The following is a 15,584-nucleotide window of genomic DNA, read 5'->3' on the forward strand; positions in this document are numbered from 1 at the left end:
TCATGACGGTCATGGAGCAGCGGGGCGCGTACCGGCCCACACCGCCGCCCGCCTGGCAGCCCCGTACCGACCCCGCGCCCCTGCTGCCGGACGCGGAGCCGTACCGCGTTCTCGGCACGAAGGCCGCGGACCGCGCCGACCCCGAGCTGCTGCGCACGCTGTACGCCCGGCTGGTGCGCGGCCGTCGCTACAACGCGCAGGCCACCGCGCTGACCAAGCAGGGCCGGCTGGCCGTCTACCCCTCCAGCACCGGCCAGGAGGCGTGCGAGATCGCCGCCGCGCTGGCCCTCGAGGAGCGGGACTGGCTCTTCCCCAGCTACCGCGACACCCTCGCGGTCGTCGCCCGCGGCGTCGACCCCGTCGAGGCCCTCACCCTGCTGCGCGGCGACTGGCACACCGGCTACGACCCCTACGAGCACCGGGTCGCCCCGCTGTCCACGCCGCTGGCCACCCAGCTGCCGCACGCCGTCGGTCTCGCCCACGCCGCCCGCCTCAAGGGCGACGACGTGGTCGCCCTGGCCATGGTCGGCGACGGCGGCACCAGTGAGGGCGACTTCCACGAGGCGCTGAACTTCGCCGCCGTCTGGCAGGCCCCCGTCGTCTTCCTGGTGCAGAACAACGGCTTCGCGATCTCCGTCCCGCTCGACAAGCAGACCGCCGCCCCGTCGCTGGCCCACAAGGCCGTCGGCTACGGGATGCCCGGCCGCCTGGTCGACGGCAACGACGCCGCCGCGGTGCACGAGGTCCTGTCCGACGCCGTACGCCGCGCGCGCACGGGCGGCGGGCCCACCCTGGTGGAGGCGGTGACGTACCGCGTCGACGCGCACACCAACGCCGACGACGCCACGCGCTACCGGGGCGACGCCGAGGTGGAGACCTGGCGCCGGCACGACCCGGTCGAGCTGCTGGAGCGGGAGCTGACCGAGCGCGGCCTGCTCGACGAGGACGGCATCCGCGCCGCCCGCGAGGACGCCGAGACCATGGCCGCCGACCTGCGCGCCCGCATGAACGAGGACCCGGAGCTGGACCCTCTGGACCTGTTCGCCCACGTCTACGCCGAGCCCACGCCGCAGCTGCTCGAGCAGCGGGACCAGCTGCGCGCGGAGCTGGCGGCCGAGTCCGGCCCCCAGGAAGGCGGACACCGATGACCACCGTCGCCGTCAAGCCGGCCACCATGGCGCAGGCCCTCACCCGCGCGCTGCGCGACGCCATGGCCGCCGACCCGGGCGTGCACGTCCTCGGCGAGGACGTGGGCACCCTCGGCGGCGTGTTCCGCGTCACCGACGGGCTCGCCGCGGAGTTCGGCGAGGACCGCTGCACGGACACCCCGCTCGCCGAGGCGGGCATCCTCGGCACCGCCGTCGGCATGGCGATGTACGGGCTGCGCCCGGTCGTCGAGATGCAGTTCGACGCCTTCGCCTACCCGGCGTTCGAGCAGGTCGTCAGCCATGTCACCAAGATGCGCAACCGCACGCGCGGCAAGATGCCCCTGCCGCTGACCATCCGCATCCCCTACGGCGGCGGCATCGGCGGCGTCGAGCACCACAGCGACTCGTCCGAGGCGTACTACATGGCGACTCCGGGGCTCCACGTCGTCACGCCCGCGACCGTCGCCGACGCCTACGGGCTGCTGCGCGCGTCCATCGCCTCCGACGACCCGGTGGTCTTCCTGGAGCCCAAGCGGCTGTACTGGTCGAAGGACTCCTGGAACCCCGAGGAGCCGGCGCCCGTTGAGCCCATAGGCCGCGCGGTGGTGCGGCGCTCCGGCCGGAGCGCCACGCTCATCACGTACGGGCCGTCGCTGGCCGTCTGCATGGAGGCGGCCGAGGCGGCCCGGGCCGAGGGCTGGGACCTCGAAGTCGTCGATCTGCGCTCCCTGGTGCCGTTCGACGACGAGACGGTGTGCGCCTCGGTGCGGCGGACGGGACGCGCGGTCGTCGTCCACGAGTCGGGTTCCTTCGGGGGCCCGGGCGGGGAGATCGCGGCCCGGGTCACGGAGCGCTGCTTCCACCACCTGGAGGCGCCGGTGCTGCGTGTGGCCGGGTTCGACATCCCGTATCCGCCGCCGATGCTGGAGCGCCACCACCTGCCCGGTGTGGACCGCATCCTGGACGCCGTGGGGCGCCTGCAGTGGGAGGCCGAAAGCTGATGGCACACGCTTCTGACGGTCGCAGCATGGAGTTCAAGCTCCCCGACCTCGGTGAGGGGCTCACCGAGGCGGAGATCGTGCGCTGGCTGGTCGAGGTCGGCGACGTGGTCGCCGTCGACCAGCCGGTCGTCGAGGTCGAGACGGCCAAGGCGATGGTCGAGGTGCCCTGCCCCTACGGCGGTGTGGTCACCGCCCGCTTCGGCGAGGAGGGCACGGAACTGCCCGTCGGGGCGCCGCTCGTCACCGTGGCGGTGGGCGCGACGGCCGCGGACGGACCGGCACGTGCGTCCGGTACCGACGCCGGCTCCGCTACCGGTACCGACGAGGCACCGGCAGCCGGACCGCCCGCCGCGGAGAAGAAGCCGGAGGGCTCCGGCAACGTCCTGGTCGGCTACGGCACCTCCGAGGCGCCCGCGCGGCGGCGCAGGGTGCGGCCCGAGCGCCGGGTCGCCACCGGCGTGTCCGGGCGGGCGAACGGCCGGGTCCGCGACGCCGGGCAGACGACCGGACCGGCGGTCCGGACCGCCGAGCCGGTGGACGGCCCGGTCCCGGTCATCTCCCCGCTGGTGCGCAGGCTGGCCCGGCAGCACGACCTGGACCTGCGCGAGCTGGCCGGTTCCGGCCCGGACGGGCTGATCCTGCGGGCGGACGTGGAGTACGCGCTGCGGGCCGCCGCCGCGCAGGGCGGCCGTACGGCGGACCGGGAGGCCGGGACGGGCGGGGCGCCGGCCGGCTCGGTGGCCCCCTCCCCGGCCGCGCCCTCCGACGGCACCCGCGTCCCCCTCAAGGGCGTGCGCGGAGCCGTCGCCGACAAGCTCTCCCGCAGCCGGCGCGAGATTCCGGACGCCACCTGCTGGGTGGACGCCGACGCGACCGGGCTGATGCGCGCGCGTACCGCGATGAACGCCTCCGGCGGGCCGAAGATCTCCCTGGTCGCCCTGCTGGCCCGGATCTGCACGGCCGCCCTGGCCCGCTTCCCGGAGCTGAACTCGACGGTCGACACGGAGGCCCGGGAGATCGTCCGGCTCGACGGTGTCCACCTCGGCTTCGCCGCGCAGACGGACCGCGGTCTCGTCGTGCCGGTCGTCCGGGACGCGCACGCGCGGGACGCCGAGTCGCTCACCGCGGAGTTCGCCCGGCTGACCGAGGCGGCCCGCGCCGGCCGGCTCACCCCGGGTGAACTGACGGGCGGCACCTTCACGCTGAACAACTACGGCGTGTTCGGCGTCGACGGCTCCACGCCGATCATCAACCACCCCGAGGCGGCCATGCTCGGTGTCGGCCGCATCGTCCCCAAGCCTTGGGTGCACGAGGGCGAGTTGGCGGTGCGTCAGGTCGTGCAGCTGTCGCTCACCTTCGACCACCGGGTGTGCGACGGCGGCACGGCGGGCGGTTTCCTGCGGTACGTGGCGGACTGCGTGGAACAGCCGGCGGTGCTGCTGCGGACCCTGTGACGGGGGGGACGCGCCACCCCGGGTGACGGTGCGTCCGCCCACACTCCGATCGCACACTCCGGCCGCGCGGGCTCCCCTGCGTTCCCTGTGATCGCGCCGGGCCCCATACTCGGGGGGTGACCGCGTACGAGCACGCCGGCGACCCAGGTGCCGGCAGCGACCCCGCGCCGGGTGCCGGTGCCCGGCAGGGCCGGGAACCCGCGCCGGATGCCGGCCCCGCCGGGTACGACGCCGTCGTGCTCGCCGGCGGGGCCGCCCGGCGGCTCGGGGGCGCGGACAAACCCGGTCTGCGGGTGGGCGGCCGCCCCCTCCTCGACCGGGTGCTCGCCGCCTGCGCCGGGGCCCGGACCACCGTCGTCGTCGCCGACGTCCGGCCCACCGCGCGCCCCGTGACCTGGACGCGCGAGGATCCGCCCGGCGGCGGACCCCTCGCCGCCCTCGCCGCCGGACTGCGGCACACCACGGCGGAGCACGTCCTCGTGGTCTCCGCCGACCTGCCGTTCCTGGCCGGACCGACCGTGGGGCGGCTGCTGTCCGCACTCGCCGCGGGCGACGCCGACGGGGTGCTGCTCACCGACGCCGACGGCCGCGACCAGCCGCTCGTCGCCGCCTACCGAGCCTCGGCGCTGCGCCGCGAACTGACCGCCCTCGCACGGGACCGCGCCGACCGCGGTGCACCGGCGGGCGGAGCACACCTGACCGGGCTGCCGCTGCGCCGCCTGACCGGCGCTCTGCGCCTCACTCGCCTCCCGGACGCCGTCGCCTCCTTCGACTGCGACACCTGGGACGACATCGCCACCGCAAGGGCACGCATCAGGGAGCATGGTCACGTGTTGGATGAATGGATTTCCGCAGCCAAGGCCGAGTTGGGCATCGACCTGGACGTCGACACCAAGGTCCTGCTCGACCTCGCACGCGACGCCGCACACGGGGTGGCGAGGCCGGCCGCCCCGCTGACCACCTTCCTCGTCGGATACGCGGCCGGGCGGGCGCAAGGAGGTCCCGAGGCCGTCGCCGAGACCGCCCGCAAGGCCGCGGCCCTCGCCCTGCGCTGGGCGGAGGAGAGCGCCGACGCCGGGCCCGACCCCGAGCGGGGGAAGCCCGACGTGGCCCCGGACGCCACGCCCGACACCCGCCCGGACGCGTGATGGCCTCCCCCGGCACACGGGCCGACGCGGAGCCCGAGGACCTCGACGTCGAGGAGGCGCTCGCCCTCGTGAGGGAGAAGCCCGGCCCCGCCCACCGCGGCCACGACGCCCACGACGCCCACGGCGCGCACGCCTCGCACGGCCCGGCGGGCTCCCACCACCGCGCGACCCCCTGGCCCGAGGCCCGGACGACCGCCGAGCGTGCCGCCCGCGCCGCCGCCCGTGCCGTGGGCCGCACCCCGGTCTCCGTGCCCCTCGACGCGGCGCTCGGCCTCACCCTGGCCGCACCCCTGGCCGCCCTCACCGACCTGCCGTCCTTCGACACCTCCGCGATGGACGGCTGGGCCGTCGCGGGACCGGGCCCCTGGACGGTGCACGACGAGGGCGTCCTGGCCGGACACGCGGAACCCGGGCGCCTCACCGACGGCGAGGCCGTCCGTATCGCCACCGGCGCACGGATCCCCCCGGACACCACCGCCGTACTGCGCACCGAGCACGGCCGCACCGACGAACGCGGCCGGCTGCACCCCACCCGCGAGGTCGTCCACGGCCAGGACATCCGCCCGCGCGGTCAGGAGTGCCGCAGCGGTGACCAGCTGCTGCCCGTCGGCACCCTCGCCACCCCGGCGGTCCTGGGGCTGGCGGCTGCCGCCGGATACGACACGCTCACCGCGGTCCCCCGCCCCCGCGTCGACGTTCTCGTCCTCGGCGACGAACTGCTCACCGAGGGCCTCCCGCACGACGGCCTCATCCGGGACGCGCTCGGTCCGATGCTGCCGCCGTGGCTGCGCGCGCTGGGCGCCGAGGTCCGCACCGTCCGCCGGATCGGCGACGACGCCAAGGCCCTGCACCGCGCCGTCACGACCTCCGACGCCGACCTGATCGTCACGACCGGCGGTACCGCCGCGGGCCCCGTCGACCATGTCCACCCCACCCTGCGCCGGATCGGCGCCGAACTCCTCGTGGACGGCGTCAAGGTACGCCCGGGCCACCCCATGCTGCTGGCCCGCCTCAAGGACGACCAGCACCTCGTCGGGCTGCCCGGCAATCCCCTCGCCGCCGTCTCCGGGCTGCTCACCCTCGCCGAGCCGCTGCTGCGTACCCTCGCCGCCCGCCCGGCGCCCGAGCCGTACACGCTTGCGCTGCGGGACGCGGTGCACGGGCACCCGTACGACACGCGGCTCGTGCCGGTCGTGCTGCGCGGCGAGGGCGCCGTGCCGCTCCGCTACAACGGTCCGGCGATGCTGCGCGGCATCGCGGCAGCCGACGCGCTGGCGGTCGTACCTCCGGGCGGAGCGCGATCGGGCCAGGAGGCCGAGCTGCTCGACCTGCCCTGGGCGAGCGGCGGGATCGGGGTGTGTTTCACGTGAAACTTCCGGGCCAGGACGCGATCGCCCGCCAGGCGGACGAGCACCTGGTGACCCACAAGGTGAAACTCCCCAGGAAGCTGGTGGAGCACCCGTTCCGCCAGGTCGCCAAGCGGCTGTCCGTCGCGCTGGTGGTCCTCGTGGTGACGGCCTTCGTCGTGTATGTCGACCGTGACGGCTACACCGACAACTCGGACAAGTCCGTCGACCTCCTCGACTCCTTCTACTACGCCACCGTCACCCTCTCCACCACCGGATACGGCGACATCACGCCCGTCAGCGACTCGGCCCGGCTGACCAACATCTTCGTCATCACGCCCCTGCGCGTGCTGTTCCTGATCATCCTGGTCGGCACCACGCTGGAAGCCCTCACCGAGCGCACTCGGGAGGAGTGGCGCCTGAACCGCTGGAGGTCCGCCTTGCGCGATCACACCGTCGTCGTCGGCTTCGGAACCAAGGGACGGTCGGCGATCCAGACCGTCTGCGCGACGGGGCTGCGCAAGGACCAGGTGGTCGTGGTCGACCCCAGCGGGAAGGCCATCGAGGCCGCGACGGCCCACGGCTACGCGGGCGTGATCGGTGACGCGACCCGCAGCGACGTCCTCAACCGCGCCGAGCTGTACCGGGCGAAGCAGATCATCATCGCCACCCAGCGCGACGACACGGCGGTGCTGGTCACGCTGACGGCCCGGCAGCTCAACCGGGGCGCGAAGATCGTGGTCGCGGTCCGTGAGGAGGAGAACGCGCCGCTGCTGAAGCAGTCCGGCGCCGATGCCGTGATCACCAGCGCCAGCGCCGCCGGCCGGCTGCTCGGACTCTCCGTGCTCAGCCCCGCAGCGGGCATGGTCATGGAGGACCTGATCAGCCAGGGCAGCGGACTCGACCTCATCGAACGGCCCGTCATAAAGGCAGAGGTGGGCAGGAATCCGCGGGAGGTGGACGACCTGGTGGTGAGCGTGCTGCGCGGTCACCGGGTCCTGGGCTACGACGATCTCGCCGTCGGCGGCCTGGAGCTGACGGACCGCCTGATCACGATCGTCCGGGCGACACCGGCCACCCACGTGACGCCCGACACCCGCCCGCTGCCCCGCGACTGAGCCGCCCGCACGGCGGCCCGGTCGCGGAAACGGCTGTCGGGAGGTGCTACTTGCGGTTGTAGAGCCGCATCGTGACCGGGCCGAAGACCAGCAGGAACAGGCCCGCCCAGCCCAGCGTCCAGGCGATCTCGACGCCGGGCCAGCCGCCCGCCATCAGGCCGCGCACCGCGGACGCCAGGTGGGTGATCGGGCTGTTGTTGACGAAGGCCTGGAGCCAGCCCGGCATGGTCCTCGGGTCGACGAAGACGTTGGACAGGAAGGTGAGCGGGAAGATCACCATCATGCTGACGCTCATCACCGACTTCTCGGTGCGCAGCATCAGCCCGAACATCGTCCAGATCCACGAGAAGGCGAACGAGAACAGCAGCAGCAGGGCGATCCCGGCGACCACACCGACGAACCCGCCGTCGGGCCGGTAGCCGAGCAGCAGTCCGACGGAGAGCATGACGACGGACGCGATCGTGTAGCGCAGCGCGTCGCCGAGCAGATAGCCGACCATCGCCGAGGGCCGCCAGATCGGCAGCGAGCGGATGCGGTCGAAGACGCCCTTCTCGATGTCGATGTTCACGGACACCCCGGTGTACATCGTGATCATCACGACCGACATCACCAGGATGCCCGGCAGCACGAACTGGATGTAGTCACTGGGGGAGCCTGCCAGCGCTCCGCCGAAGAGGTACGTGAACATCAGCAGGTTCATGATGGGGAACGCGGTGACGTCGAAGAGCTGTTCCGGCACGTGCTTGATCTTGAGGATCGCGCGCCATCCGAACGTCAGGGACGTGGACAGGGCGCTGGGCCGCGGCGGCCGCTCCCTGGTCACCAGCAGGGCCGCCAGCGACTCGGTGCTGACCGGGGAGAGGTCCTTGGTCTCGCTGCTCGTGGCCGTGCTCATGCCGCCACCTCGTCCTTCGTGTCGGTGCCGGAGTCGCCGTCCGTGCGCTGGCCGGTGTCGTGGCCGGTGAGCGCCAGGAAGACCTCGTCGAGGCTGGGCTGGCCCAGGGAGAAGCTGTCGACGGTGATGCCGGCCCGGGCCAGCTCACCGAGTGCCTTGGCGGCCTGGTCGGCGGCGGTGTCACTGGCCGCCGCCCCGAGGCGCGCGGTCAGCGCCACTGGGTCCGCCTCCGGCTGCACCTCGGCGACCAGCAGGTTCCGCAGGACCCGCTCGGCCTCGGGCCGCTCCTCCGCGTCCCGCAGCCGCAGATGCACGGAGCCCGCCCCGACGGACGCCTTCAGCTCGCCCTTGGTGCCCTCGGCGATCACCCGCCCCTGGTCGATGACGGCGATCCGGGACGCCAGCTGATCGGCCTCGTCCAGGTACTGCGTGGTCAGCAGCACGGTCGTGCCCTGGGCGACGACCGCCCGCACGATGTCCCACACCTGGTTGCGGCTGCGCGGGTCGAGTCCGGTGGTGGGCTCGTCGAGGAAGAGCAGGTCCGGGGTGTTGAGGATGGAGGCGGCGATGTCGATGCGCCGCCGCATGCCGCCGGAGTAGTGCTTGACCTGCTTCGCCGCGGCGTCCGTCAGCCCGAACGCGGCCAGCAGCTGCTCGCCCCGTTCGCGGGCCGCGGCCTTGCCGTGCCCGAGGAGCCGGCCCAGCAGGACCAGGTTCTCGGTGCCGGTGAGGTCCTCGTCCACGGACGCGTACTGCCCGGTGAGACTCACCCGGCCGCGGACCTCGTCCGCCTCACGCACGACGTCGTGGCCGAAGACGCGGGCCTGACCGTCGTCGGGGCGGAGCAGGGTGGCGAGCATCTTCACCGTGGTGGTCTTGCCGGCGCCGTTCGGACCGAGGACGCCGTAGACCGTGCCGGCGGGCACCGCGAGATCCACCCCGTCCACGGCCCGGGTCTCACCGAACGTCTTCACCAGCCCCGCTGTCTCGATGGCGAGGCCGGACGTGTGCGTGCTCATGCTGTGGATCCTTCCGCGTGCTGGAGTACGCGTTCTTGGGCTACGCATGGGGAGACCTTTACCGTCGCGCAAACTCATCGACGACGCACGGGAATTTTCCGGCGGAGGGCCACGCGGGTGCACAGGAGTAGCGTCGCCCTCATGCATGCGATCACGATTTCCGAACCCGGGGGCCCCGAGGCGCTGGTGTGGTCCGAGGTCCCCGACCCGCAGCCCGGCGAGGGCGAGGTGCTGGTCGAGGTGACGGCCAGCGCCGTCAACCGCGCCGACATCATGCAGCGCCAGGGCTTCTACGACCCGCCGCCCGGCGCCTCCGCCTTCCCCGGCCTGGAGTGCTCGGGGCGGGTCGCCGAGCTCGGTCCCGGAGTGTCCGGCTGGGCCGTCGGCGACGAGGTGTGCGCACTCCTCGCGGGCGGCGGCTACGCCGAGAAGGTGGTCGTACCGGCCGGTCAGCTGCTGCCGCTGCCGGAGGGCGTCGACCTGAAGCGGGCGGCGGCGCTGCCCGAGGTGGTCTGCACCGTCTGGTCCAACGTCTTCATGGTCGCCCACCTGCGCCCCGGCGAGACGCTGCTCGTGCACGGCGGCTCCAGCGGCATCGGCACCATGGCGATCCAGCTCGCCAGGGCCGTCGGAGCCAGGGTCGCGGTGACCGCGGGCACCAAGGAGAAGCTGGAGCGCTGCGCCGAGCTGGGCGCGGACGTCCTGATCAACTACCGGGAGCAGGACTTCGTCGCCGAGGTGAAGGACGCGACGGACGGCGCGGGCGCCGACGTCATCCTCGACAACATGGGCGCGAAGTACCTCGACCGCAACGTTCAGGCCCTCGCCGTGAACGGCCGGCTCGCGATCATCGGCATGCAGGGCGGCCGGAAGGGCGAGCTGAACATTGGCGCGCTCCTCGCCAAGCGCGCCGCCGTCAGCGCGACCTCGCTGCGGGCCCGGCCCCTGGAGGAGAAGGCGGCCATCGTGGCGGCCGTACGGGAACACGTCTGGCCGCTGTTCGACGGGGGTCACGTCCGGCCGGTCGTCGACCGCGAGATGCCGATGAGCGAGGCCGCGGAGGGCCACCGGGTGGTGGAGGAGAGCGGCCACATCGGCAAGGTGCTGCTGGTCACCTCGTAGACGGACGCGTGGACGGACACGTGGGCGGCGTCGCGTGGACGGCCCGCGGGCGGCGGGCACGGTCGGGGCGCGGGTGGGGCGGGCCGCTACGCCCGGCGCAGCCGCAGCCCCACGAGGCCCAGGGCCAGGCCGAGGCCGACGAGGACCAGCCCGGTGCCCAGCGGGAGGACCCGCAGTACGGGCGCGGCGGCCTGCTGGGTCCGGGCGCCGGTCCCCGACCCGGACCGGGACGGGGAGACCGAGGGGGCCAGGGCCGCCCCGGTCTGTCCGGGCGGAACGGCGGTGGCCGCGGTGGGGGTGGCGGCCGGTCCCTCGGGGACACCGTCGGCGGTGCCCTCCTCGCGTCGGCCGGCGTTCTCGTCCGTGCCGTCGTGCTGCTGCCCGCGCTCCTCGGCGCGGCCGGGCCGCAGCCTTCCCTCACCCGGCGGATTCCCGGCCCGGGAGGGCTCGGGGCGCCCCGTGGCGCGGGACGCCGACGGAGCGGGCGAAGAGGGGGAGGGCTTGGCGGAACCGTGCCCCGCGCTCTCCGCGGGGCCGGATTCCGCGGCGGGCCGGGAGGCGGGCCCGGCGTCCGGGTGTTCCGGGCGGTCGGGACCGGCGGGGCGCCGGGGACGTTCGTGGCCGCCCCGCCCGTCGTGGGTGGCCGCACCGTCCGGGACGGCGGCCGCGTCCGGCGCCGCATCGCGCCCCGGCGCCGCCGGGGACGGCGCCGCCACCGCCGTGTACGCGGTACCGGCGCCACCGGCGGCGTGGGCCGGCTCCGCCCCGTACGGTGACACCACCGCGCCGATCCCCAGGGCCCCCACCAGCCCCGTCGCCCGCAGTGTGTGCTGCCATGGAGTCACGTCCGTGACCCCCTCCCGGTGATACCCGTCGTGGAAAGCGTCGGAGAAGTCGCGCAGAACGACGGAACAAGCCTCACACCGGCCGGCGATCCCGGCATTCCGGGCGCCGCCGAACGCGTGGGGGCCGGTTTTCCCGGGGGGCAGCAACCGGTCGCGGCCGGCGGGTGGGAGACAATGGCGGCATGGAAATGCCGAGGAACGACAGGTCGCCGGAGAACCCCCAGATCCTGGTCGTCGGCCAGGACGGAATGGCACTCAGCGGCGGCGGGGACGACGACTCCCGCGAGATCCCGGTGACCGAGCAGGTGGAGCAGCCTGCCAAGGTCATGCGGATCGGCAGCATGATCAAACAGCTGCTGGAAGAGGTGCGGGTCGCGCCCCTGGACGAGGCGAGCCGGGCCCGGCTCAAGGAGATCCACGCCAGCTCGGTGAAGGAGCTGGAGGACGGTCTGGCTCCGGAGCTGGTGGAGGAGCTGGAGCGGCTCTCCCTGCCCTTCACGGACGACGGCACCCCGACCGACGCCGAACTGCGGATCGCCCAGGCACAGCTGGTCGGCTGGCTGGAGGGGCTCTTCCACGGCATCCAGACCACGCTGTTCGCCCAGCAGATGGCCGCGCGGGCCCAGCTGGAGCAGATGCGCCGCGCCCTGCCGCCGGGAGCCGTCCCGGAGGGCGAGGAGCCCCCGCACCCGGGCGGTCGCTCCGGCGGCCCCTACCTCTAGACCCGACAACGCGAAGGGCCCGGCAGCACTCGCTGCCGGGCCCTTCGTCGTCAGCCGTCCGTCACGCCGTCACCGGCTCACTCGCCGGCCGGGTTGCCCGTCGAGACCTTGAGCTGGATGGTCGGCATCTTCTCCGGGTCGACGTCCGTGCCGGCGACGGGGAACTGGTCCCGGATCGACCCCTCGCCGTACGTGTTCTCGTCGACCTCGACGACCTTCATCTGCCAGCCCGCGGCGTTGAAGCACTCCTTGACCGAGCCGATGTACTTGAACGTGAACTCCGGCACCCTGATCTTGTCCGGGTCGTTGTACGACTCCTCCGGCTCGGTGCACTCGTCCGTCTCGATCGTCTTCGTCTTGTCCGGCCCGCGGTAGCCCGCCGCCCTCGAGGGCGAAGCGGACGCGCTCGCGGAGCCGCCCCCGCCGGCCTCCGGGTCCTCGTCCCCGCCGCCGTTCATCAGCAGCGCGGCGATCAGTCCGCCGACGGCCACGAGGGCGACGACGATCGAGCCGAGGATCACCGGCTTGTTGCTCTTGCCCCCGCCGGAGGAACCGGAGCCCTGGGCTGACGGCGACAGGTTGTACGGCGGCGGGGTGGACGCGCCCTGCTGCTGCCCGTACGGCGACGGCGTCTGGTACCCGGCCTGCTGCGGATAGCCGTACGCGGGCGAGTGCGCGGCCGGGGCCGGGGTGCCGTACGGGTTGGGGCCGGGGGCCGGAGTCGGCTGGTACGGCGTCTGGACGGGGCCCGTGGGCGCCGGGGTGCTCTGGTCGACCGGCGGGAAGACCGCGGAGCCGACGCCCGCGCCGCTCGACGTCTGGGCGCCGGGCACGATGCTCGGCGCGGCCGCCTGGAAGGAGGCCGCCACGCGCAGGCACTCGTCGCGCATGGCCTCGGCGCTGGGGAAGCGTTCGTTGGGGTTCTTCTTCAGCGCGCGGGCCACCAGCGCGTCCACCGCCGGCGGCAGGGAGCGGTTGACGGCGGACGGGGCCACCGGCTCCTCCTGCACGTGCGCGTACGCGATCGCCAACGGCGAGTCGGCGTCGAACGGCAGGCGCCCGGTGACCAGTTGGAACAGCATGATGCCGACCGAGTAGAGGTCGGAGCGGGCGTCGACGCCGCGGCCGAGGGCCTGCTCCGGCGAGAGGTACTGCGGGGTGCCGACGACCATGCCGGTCTGCGTCATCGAGGTCACGCCGGACTGCATGGCGCGGGCGATGCCGAAGTCCATGACCTTGACCACGCCGCGCTTGGTCATCATCACGTTGCCCGGCTTGATGTCCCGGTGGACCAGGCCCATCTCGTGGCTGATCTCCAGGGCGGCCAGCACGTCGGCGGTGATCTTCAGTGCCTTGTCGGCGGGCATCGCGCCCTGCTGCCGCACGTCCTCGTCGAGCACGGAGCCGAGCGGCCGGCCCTCGACGTACTCCATGACGATGTACGGAGTCGTCAGGCCGTTCAGATCGTCCTCGCCGGTGTCGAAGACCGAGACGATGTTGGTGTGCGTGAGCTTGGCCACGGCCTGGGCCTCGCGGCGGAAGCGCTCACGGAAGGCCTGCTCGCGGCCCAGCTCGGTGTGCAGCGTCTTGATCGCGACCTGGCGGTCGAGGACCGAGTCGTACGCCAGGTGCACGGAGGCCATGCCGCCCTCGCCGAGCAAGTCGCGCAGCTGGTAACGGCCGCCGGCGAGTGCCCGCCCCGCGTACCGTCCCTGTCCGGCGTCCTGGCTCATGTCTCTGCGTCCCCCATAGGCGGCGGGCGCCGGTGGCAGCGGCACGCGCGCTCGTGATCGAAAGTGCTATTCCCGGCCAAGTCTGCCCCAGGGCACTGACACGTCAAGCGCGGTGCCCGTTCCGTGACCGTACGCGAAAGAAGCGTCGCGGAAGCGTTACAGGCGGCGTACTTCCGCCGCACGGAATTTGCACGAGAGTACGGAACCAGGGTTTCATGACCGGTCCGTCTCATGTCCGGTCCCGACGCCCATCCCGGACCGGAGGCCCCCGTGAAGCCTGTAGCGTGGCCGACGGAGACCGTAACAACACCGCGCGTACCGCGGGCAGAAACGACGGCGAGGACTGATGGCACAGCAGCAGCGCGCCCAGGGCCCGTCCGAACCCGAGGCATCTGGCGGCGGTATGTCTGACGCGCCGGAGAACTGGGGCAACGGCGGCCTGGTCGGCGACGGCCGGTACCGGCTGACCCGCAGGCTCGGGCGGGGCGGCATGGCCGAGGTGTTCGCCGCCGAGGACGTCCGCCTGGGGCGCACCGTGGCGGTCAAGCTGCTGCGTGCCGACCTCGCCGAGGACCCGGTCTCCAAGGCCCGCTTCACGCGCGAGGCACAGTCGGTGGCCGGCCTCAACCACCACGCCATCGTGGCCGTGTACGACTCGGGCGAGGACGTCGTCGGCGGCCAGTCCGTGCCGTACATCGTGATGGAGATCGTCGAGGGGCGCACCATCCGCGACCTCCTCCTCAACGCCGAGGCGCCCGGACCCGAGCAGGCGCTGATCATCGTCTCCGGTGTCCTGGAGGCGCTCGCCTACTCCCACCAGCACGGCATCGTGCACCGCGACATCAAGCCCGCCAACGTCATCATCACCAACGCGGGCGCGGTCAAGGTGATGGACTTCGGCATCGCGCGCGCCCTGCACGGCGCCCAGTCGACGATGACCCAGACCGGCATGGTCATGGGCACCCCCCAGTACCTCTCTCCCGAGCAGGCCCTCGGCAAGGCCGTCGACCACCGCTCCGACCTGTACGCCACGGGCTGCCTGCTCTACGAACTCCTCGCGCTGCGCCCGCCGTTCACGGGGGAGACCCCGCTGTCGGTGGTCTACCAGCACGTGCAGGACATCCCGACGCCTCCGTCCGAGGTCTCCGACGCCACCCCGCCGGAGCTGGACGGCCTGGTGATGCGCTCGCTGGCCAAGGAGCCCGACGACCGCTTCCAGACCGCCGAGGAGATGCGCGGCCTGGTCCAGTACGGCCTGCAGATGCTGTACGAGCAGGGCGGCCACACCGGCACCTGGAACACCGGCCCGGTCGCCGCGCACGACGGCCGGCACACCCCCGCGGCCGGCCTGGCGGGCACGACGGTGCTGCCGCACCCCGACCACCACGGGGCGTCGGGCACCCAGCAGATCCCCCAGCCGATCCTGCCGCACGGCTACGGCGGGGGCGACGACGGCGGTTTCGAGGGCCACGGCAACAAGGGCAGCGGCCGCGGCAAGCTGTGGATACTGGCCGTCTTCGCGGTGATCGCCATCGCGGCCGGCGTCGCGCTGGCCCTGAACAACGGCGGCGGCGACGAGGGCGGCACCAAGACGGACAAGAGCCCGTCGGCGACCACCTCCCAGAGCACCGGCGAGGAGACGCCCAGTTCGTCGCCCAGCGACGAGCAGACCCAGGAGACCACCGACCCGGGCACCGAGCAGGGCTCGGGCGGGTACGGCAACGGTGACGGGGACTGGAACCAGCAGTACACGCCGTCGTACACCCCGTCGGAGACGGCGACGGACGATTCGACCGGTGGCGGCGAGACGCCTGGTGACGGTGAAACGCCCGGTGGCGGTGAGACGCCCGGTGGCGGCGAGAGCCCTGGTGGCGGCGAGACGCCCGGTGGCGGTGAAACGCCTGGTGGCGGTGAGACCCCGCCGGACGGCGGCGGCACCGAGGGCGGCTCCGGAAACACGGGCGGCCCCACCGCCCCGGCGGGCGAGTGACCGCACCCTCCACGACACCTCACGCGCGCGTGCGGCCCCGAAA

The 15,584-nt window shown here is 73.5% G+C and carries 13 protein-coding genes; 9 read left to right on the plus strand and 4 right to left on the minus strand.

Going from position 1 to position 15,584, the window contains the following annotated elements; translation table 11 throughout:
• Positions 1-2: 2 nt before the first annotated feature.
• From pdhA to Sco07f_RS06635, 6 genes are all read left to right on the plus strand, one after another.
• Positions 3-1,148: a pyruvate dehydrogenase (acetyl-transferring) E1 component subunit alpha gene (pdhA, locus tag Sco07f_RS06610; protein WP_108987234.1), complete on the plus strand. Its 1,146-nt coding sequence runs from the start codon at positions 3-5 to the stop codon at positions 1,146-1,148.
• Positions 1,145-2,149, plus strand: coding sequence for an alpha-ketoacid dehydrogenase subunit beta (locus Sco07f_RS06615; RefSeq protein WP_108987235.1), 1,005 nt, complete (start codon positions 1,145-1,147; stop codon positions 2,147-2,149). Before pdhA ends, Sco07f_RS06615 begins: the two co-directional genes overlap by 4 nt.
• Positions 2,149-3,603 carry a dihydrolipoamide acetyltransferase family protein gene (locus Sco07f_RS06620; RefSeq protein WP_108987236.1) on the plus strand — a complete coding sequence of 485 codons (1,455 nt, stop codon included), beginning with the start codon at positions 2,149-2,151 and terminating at the stop codon, positions 3,601-3,603. The genes Sco07f_RS06615 and Sco07f_RS06620 overlap by 1 nt, the downstream gene beginning before the upstream one ends.
• Before the next feature lie 116 nt (positions 3,604-3,719).
• A complete protein-coding gene (locus Sco07f_RS06625; RefSeq protein WP_174855312.1) occupies positions 3,720-4,751 on the plus strand; it encodes an NTP transferase domain-containing protein in 1,032 nt (343 codons plus the stop codon).
• A complete protein-coding gene (locus tag Sco07f_RS06630; protein ID WP_087790226.1) occupies positions 4,751-6,121 on the plus strand; it encodes a molybdopterin molybdotransferase MoeA in 1,371 nt (456 codons plus the stop codon). The genes Sco07f_RS06625 and Sco07f_RS06630 overlap by 1 nt, the downstream gene beginning before the upstream one ends.
• A complete protein-coding gene (locus Sco07f_RS06635) occupies positions 6,118-7,215 on the plus strand; it encodes a potassium channel family protein (RefSeq protein ID WP_108987237.1) in 1,098 nt (365 codons plus the stop codon). Before Sco07f_RS06630 ends, Sco07f_RS06635 begins: the two co-directional genes overlap by 4 nt.
• Positions 7,216-7,261: 46 nt before the next feature.
• Here Sco07f_RS06635 and Sco07f_RS06640 read toward each other — a convergent pair whose 3' ends face one another.
• Positions 7,262-8,110 carry an ABC transporter permease gene (locus Sco07f_RS06640; RefSeq protein ID WP_087790225.1) on the minus strand — a complete coding sequence of 283 codons (849 nt, stop codon included), beginning with the start codon at positions 8,108-8,110 and terminating at the stop codon, positions 7,262-7,264.
• A complete protein-coding gene (locus tag Sco07f_RS06645) occupies positions 8,107-9,129 on the minus strand; it encodes an ATP-binding cassette domain-containing protein (protein WP_087790224.1) in 1,023 nt (340 codons plus the stop codon). The genes Sco07f_RS06640 and Sco07f_RS06645 overlap by 4 nt, the downstream gene beginning before the upstream one ends.
• A gap of 141 nt (positions 9,130-9,270) precedes the next feature.
• Between Sco07f_RS06645 and Sco07f_RS06650 the strand changes: the two genes are divergently transcribed.
• The gene (locus tag Sco07f_RS06650) at positions 9,271-10,251 is read left to right on the plus strand and encodes an NAD(P)H-quinone oxidoreductase (protein ID WP_108987238.1); all 981 of its coding nucleotides are present in this window, start codon (positions 9,271-9,273) and stop codon (positions 10,249-10,251) included.
• Positions 10,252-10,337: 86 nt separating this feature from the next.
• Here Sco07f_RS06650 and Sco07f_RS06655 read toward each other — a convergent pair whose 3' ends face one another.
• Entirely contained in the window at positions 10,338-11,096 is a 759-nt protein-coding gene (locus Sco07f_RS06655) for a hypothetical protein (protein WP_159106926.1), read from the minus strand.
• Positions 11,097-11,278: 182 nt separating this feature from the next.
• Between Sco07f_RS06655 and Sco07f_RS06660 the strand changes: the two genes are divergently transcribed.
• On the plus strand, positions 11,279-11,818 hold the full coding sequence (locus Sco07f_RS06660; protein WP_007451667.1) for a bacterial proteasome activator family protein: 540 nt from the start codon (positions 11,279-11,281) through the stop codon (positions 11,816-11,818).
• Positions 11,819-11,895: 77 nt separating this feature from the next.
• Here Sco07f_RS06660 and Sco07f_RS06665 read toward each other — a convergent pair whose 3' ends face one another.
• On the minus strand, positions 11,896-13,551 hold the full coding sequence (locus Sco07f_RS06665; RefSeq protein ID WP_108987240.1) for a protein kinase domain-containing protein: 1,656 nt from the start codon (positions 13,549-13,551) through the stop codon (positions 11,896-11,898).
• A gap of 346 nt (positions 13,552-13,897) precedes the next feature.
• Here Sco07f_RS06665 and Sco07f_RS06670 point away from each other — a divergent pair, with 346 nt between their 5' ends.
• Complete coding sequence (locus Sco07f_RS06670; RefSeq protein ID WP_167468039.1) at positions 13,898-15,541, plus strand: protein kinase domain-containing protein; 1,644 nt, start codon at positions 13,898-13,900, stop codon at positions 15,539-15,541.
• Positions 15,542-15,584 lie beyond the last annotated feature (43 nt).

The organism is Streptomyces coelicoflavus (assembly GCF_003112555.1).
Taxonomy (GTDB): Bacteria; Actinomycetota; Actinomycetes; order Streptomycetales; family Streptomycetaceae; genus Streptomyces; species Streptomyces coelicoflavus.

What these genes read in the sequence shown, in the direction of transcription:
- Sco07f_RS06665 (WP_108987240.1), bottom strand. Translation starts at nt 13,551, where the DNA reads ATGAGCCAGGACGCCGGACAGGGACGGTACGCGGGGCGGGCACTCGCC.
- Sco07f_RS06620 (WP_108987236.1), top strand. Translation starts at nt 2,149, where the DNA reads ATGGCACACGCTTCTGACGGTCGCAGCATGGAGTTCAAGCTCCCCGAC.
- pdhA (WP_108987234.1), top strand. Translation starts at nt 3, where the DNA reads ATGACGGTCATGGAGCAGCGGGGCGCGTACCGGCCCACACCGCCGCCC.
- Sco07f_RS06660 (WP_007451667.1), top strand. Translation starts at nt 11,279, where the DNA reads ATGGAAATGCCGAGGAACGACAGGTCGCCGGAGAACCCCCAGATCCTG.
- Sco07f_RS06640 (WP_087790225.1), bottom strand. Translation starts at nt 8,110, where the DNA reads ATGAGCACGGCCACGAGCAGCGAGACCAAGGACCTCTCCCCGGTCAGC.
- Sco07f_RS06645 (WP_087790224.1), bottom strand. Translation starts at nt 9,129, where the DNA reads ATGAGCACGCACACGTCCGGCCTCGCCATCGAGACAGCGGGGCTGGTG.
- Sco07f_RS06630 (WP_087790226.1), top strand. Translation starts at nt 4,751, where the DNA reads ATGGCCTCCCCCGGCACACGGGCCGACGCGGAGCCCGAGGACCTCGAC.
- Sco07f_RS06670 (WP_167468039.1), top strand. Translation starts at nt 13,898, where the DNA reads ATGGCACAGCAGCAGCGCGCCCAGGGCCCGTCCGAACCCGAGGCATCT.
- Sco07f_RS06650 (WP_108987238.1), top strand. Translation starts at nt 9,271, where the DNA reads ATGCATGCGATCACGATTTCCGAACCCGGGGGCCCCGAGGCGCTGGTG.
- Sco07f_RS06615 (WP_108987235.1), top strand. Translation starts at nt 1,145, where the DNA reads ATGACCACCGTCGCCGTCAAGCCGGCCACCATGGCGCAGGCCCTCACC.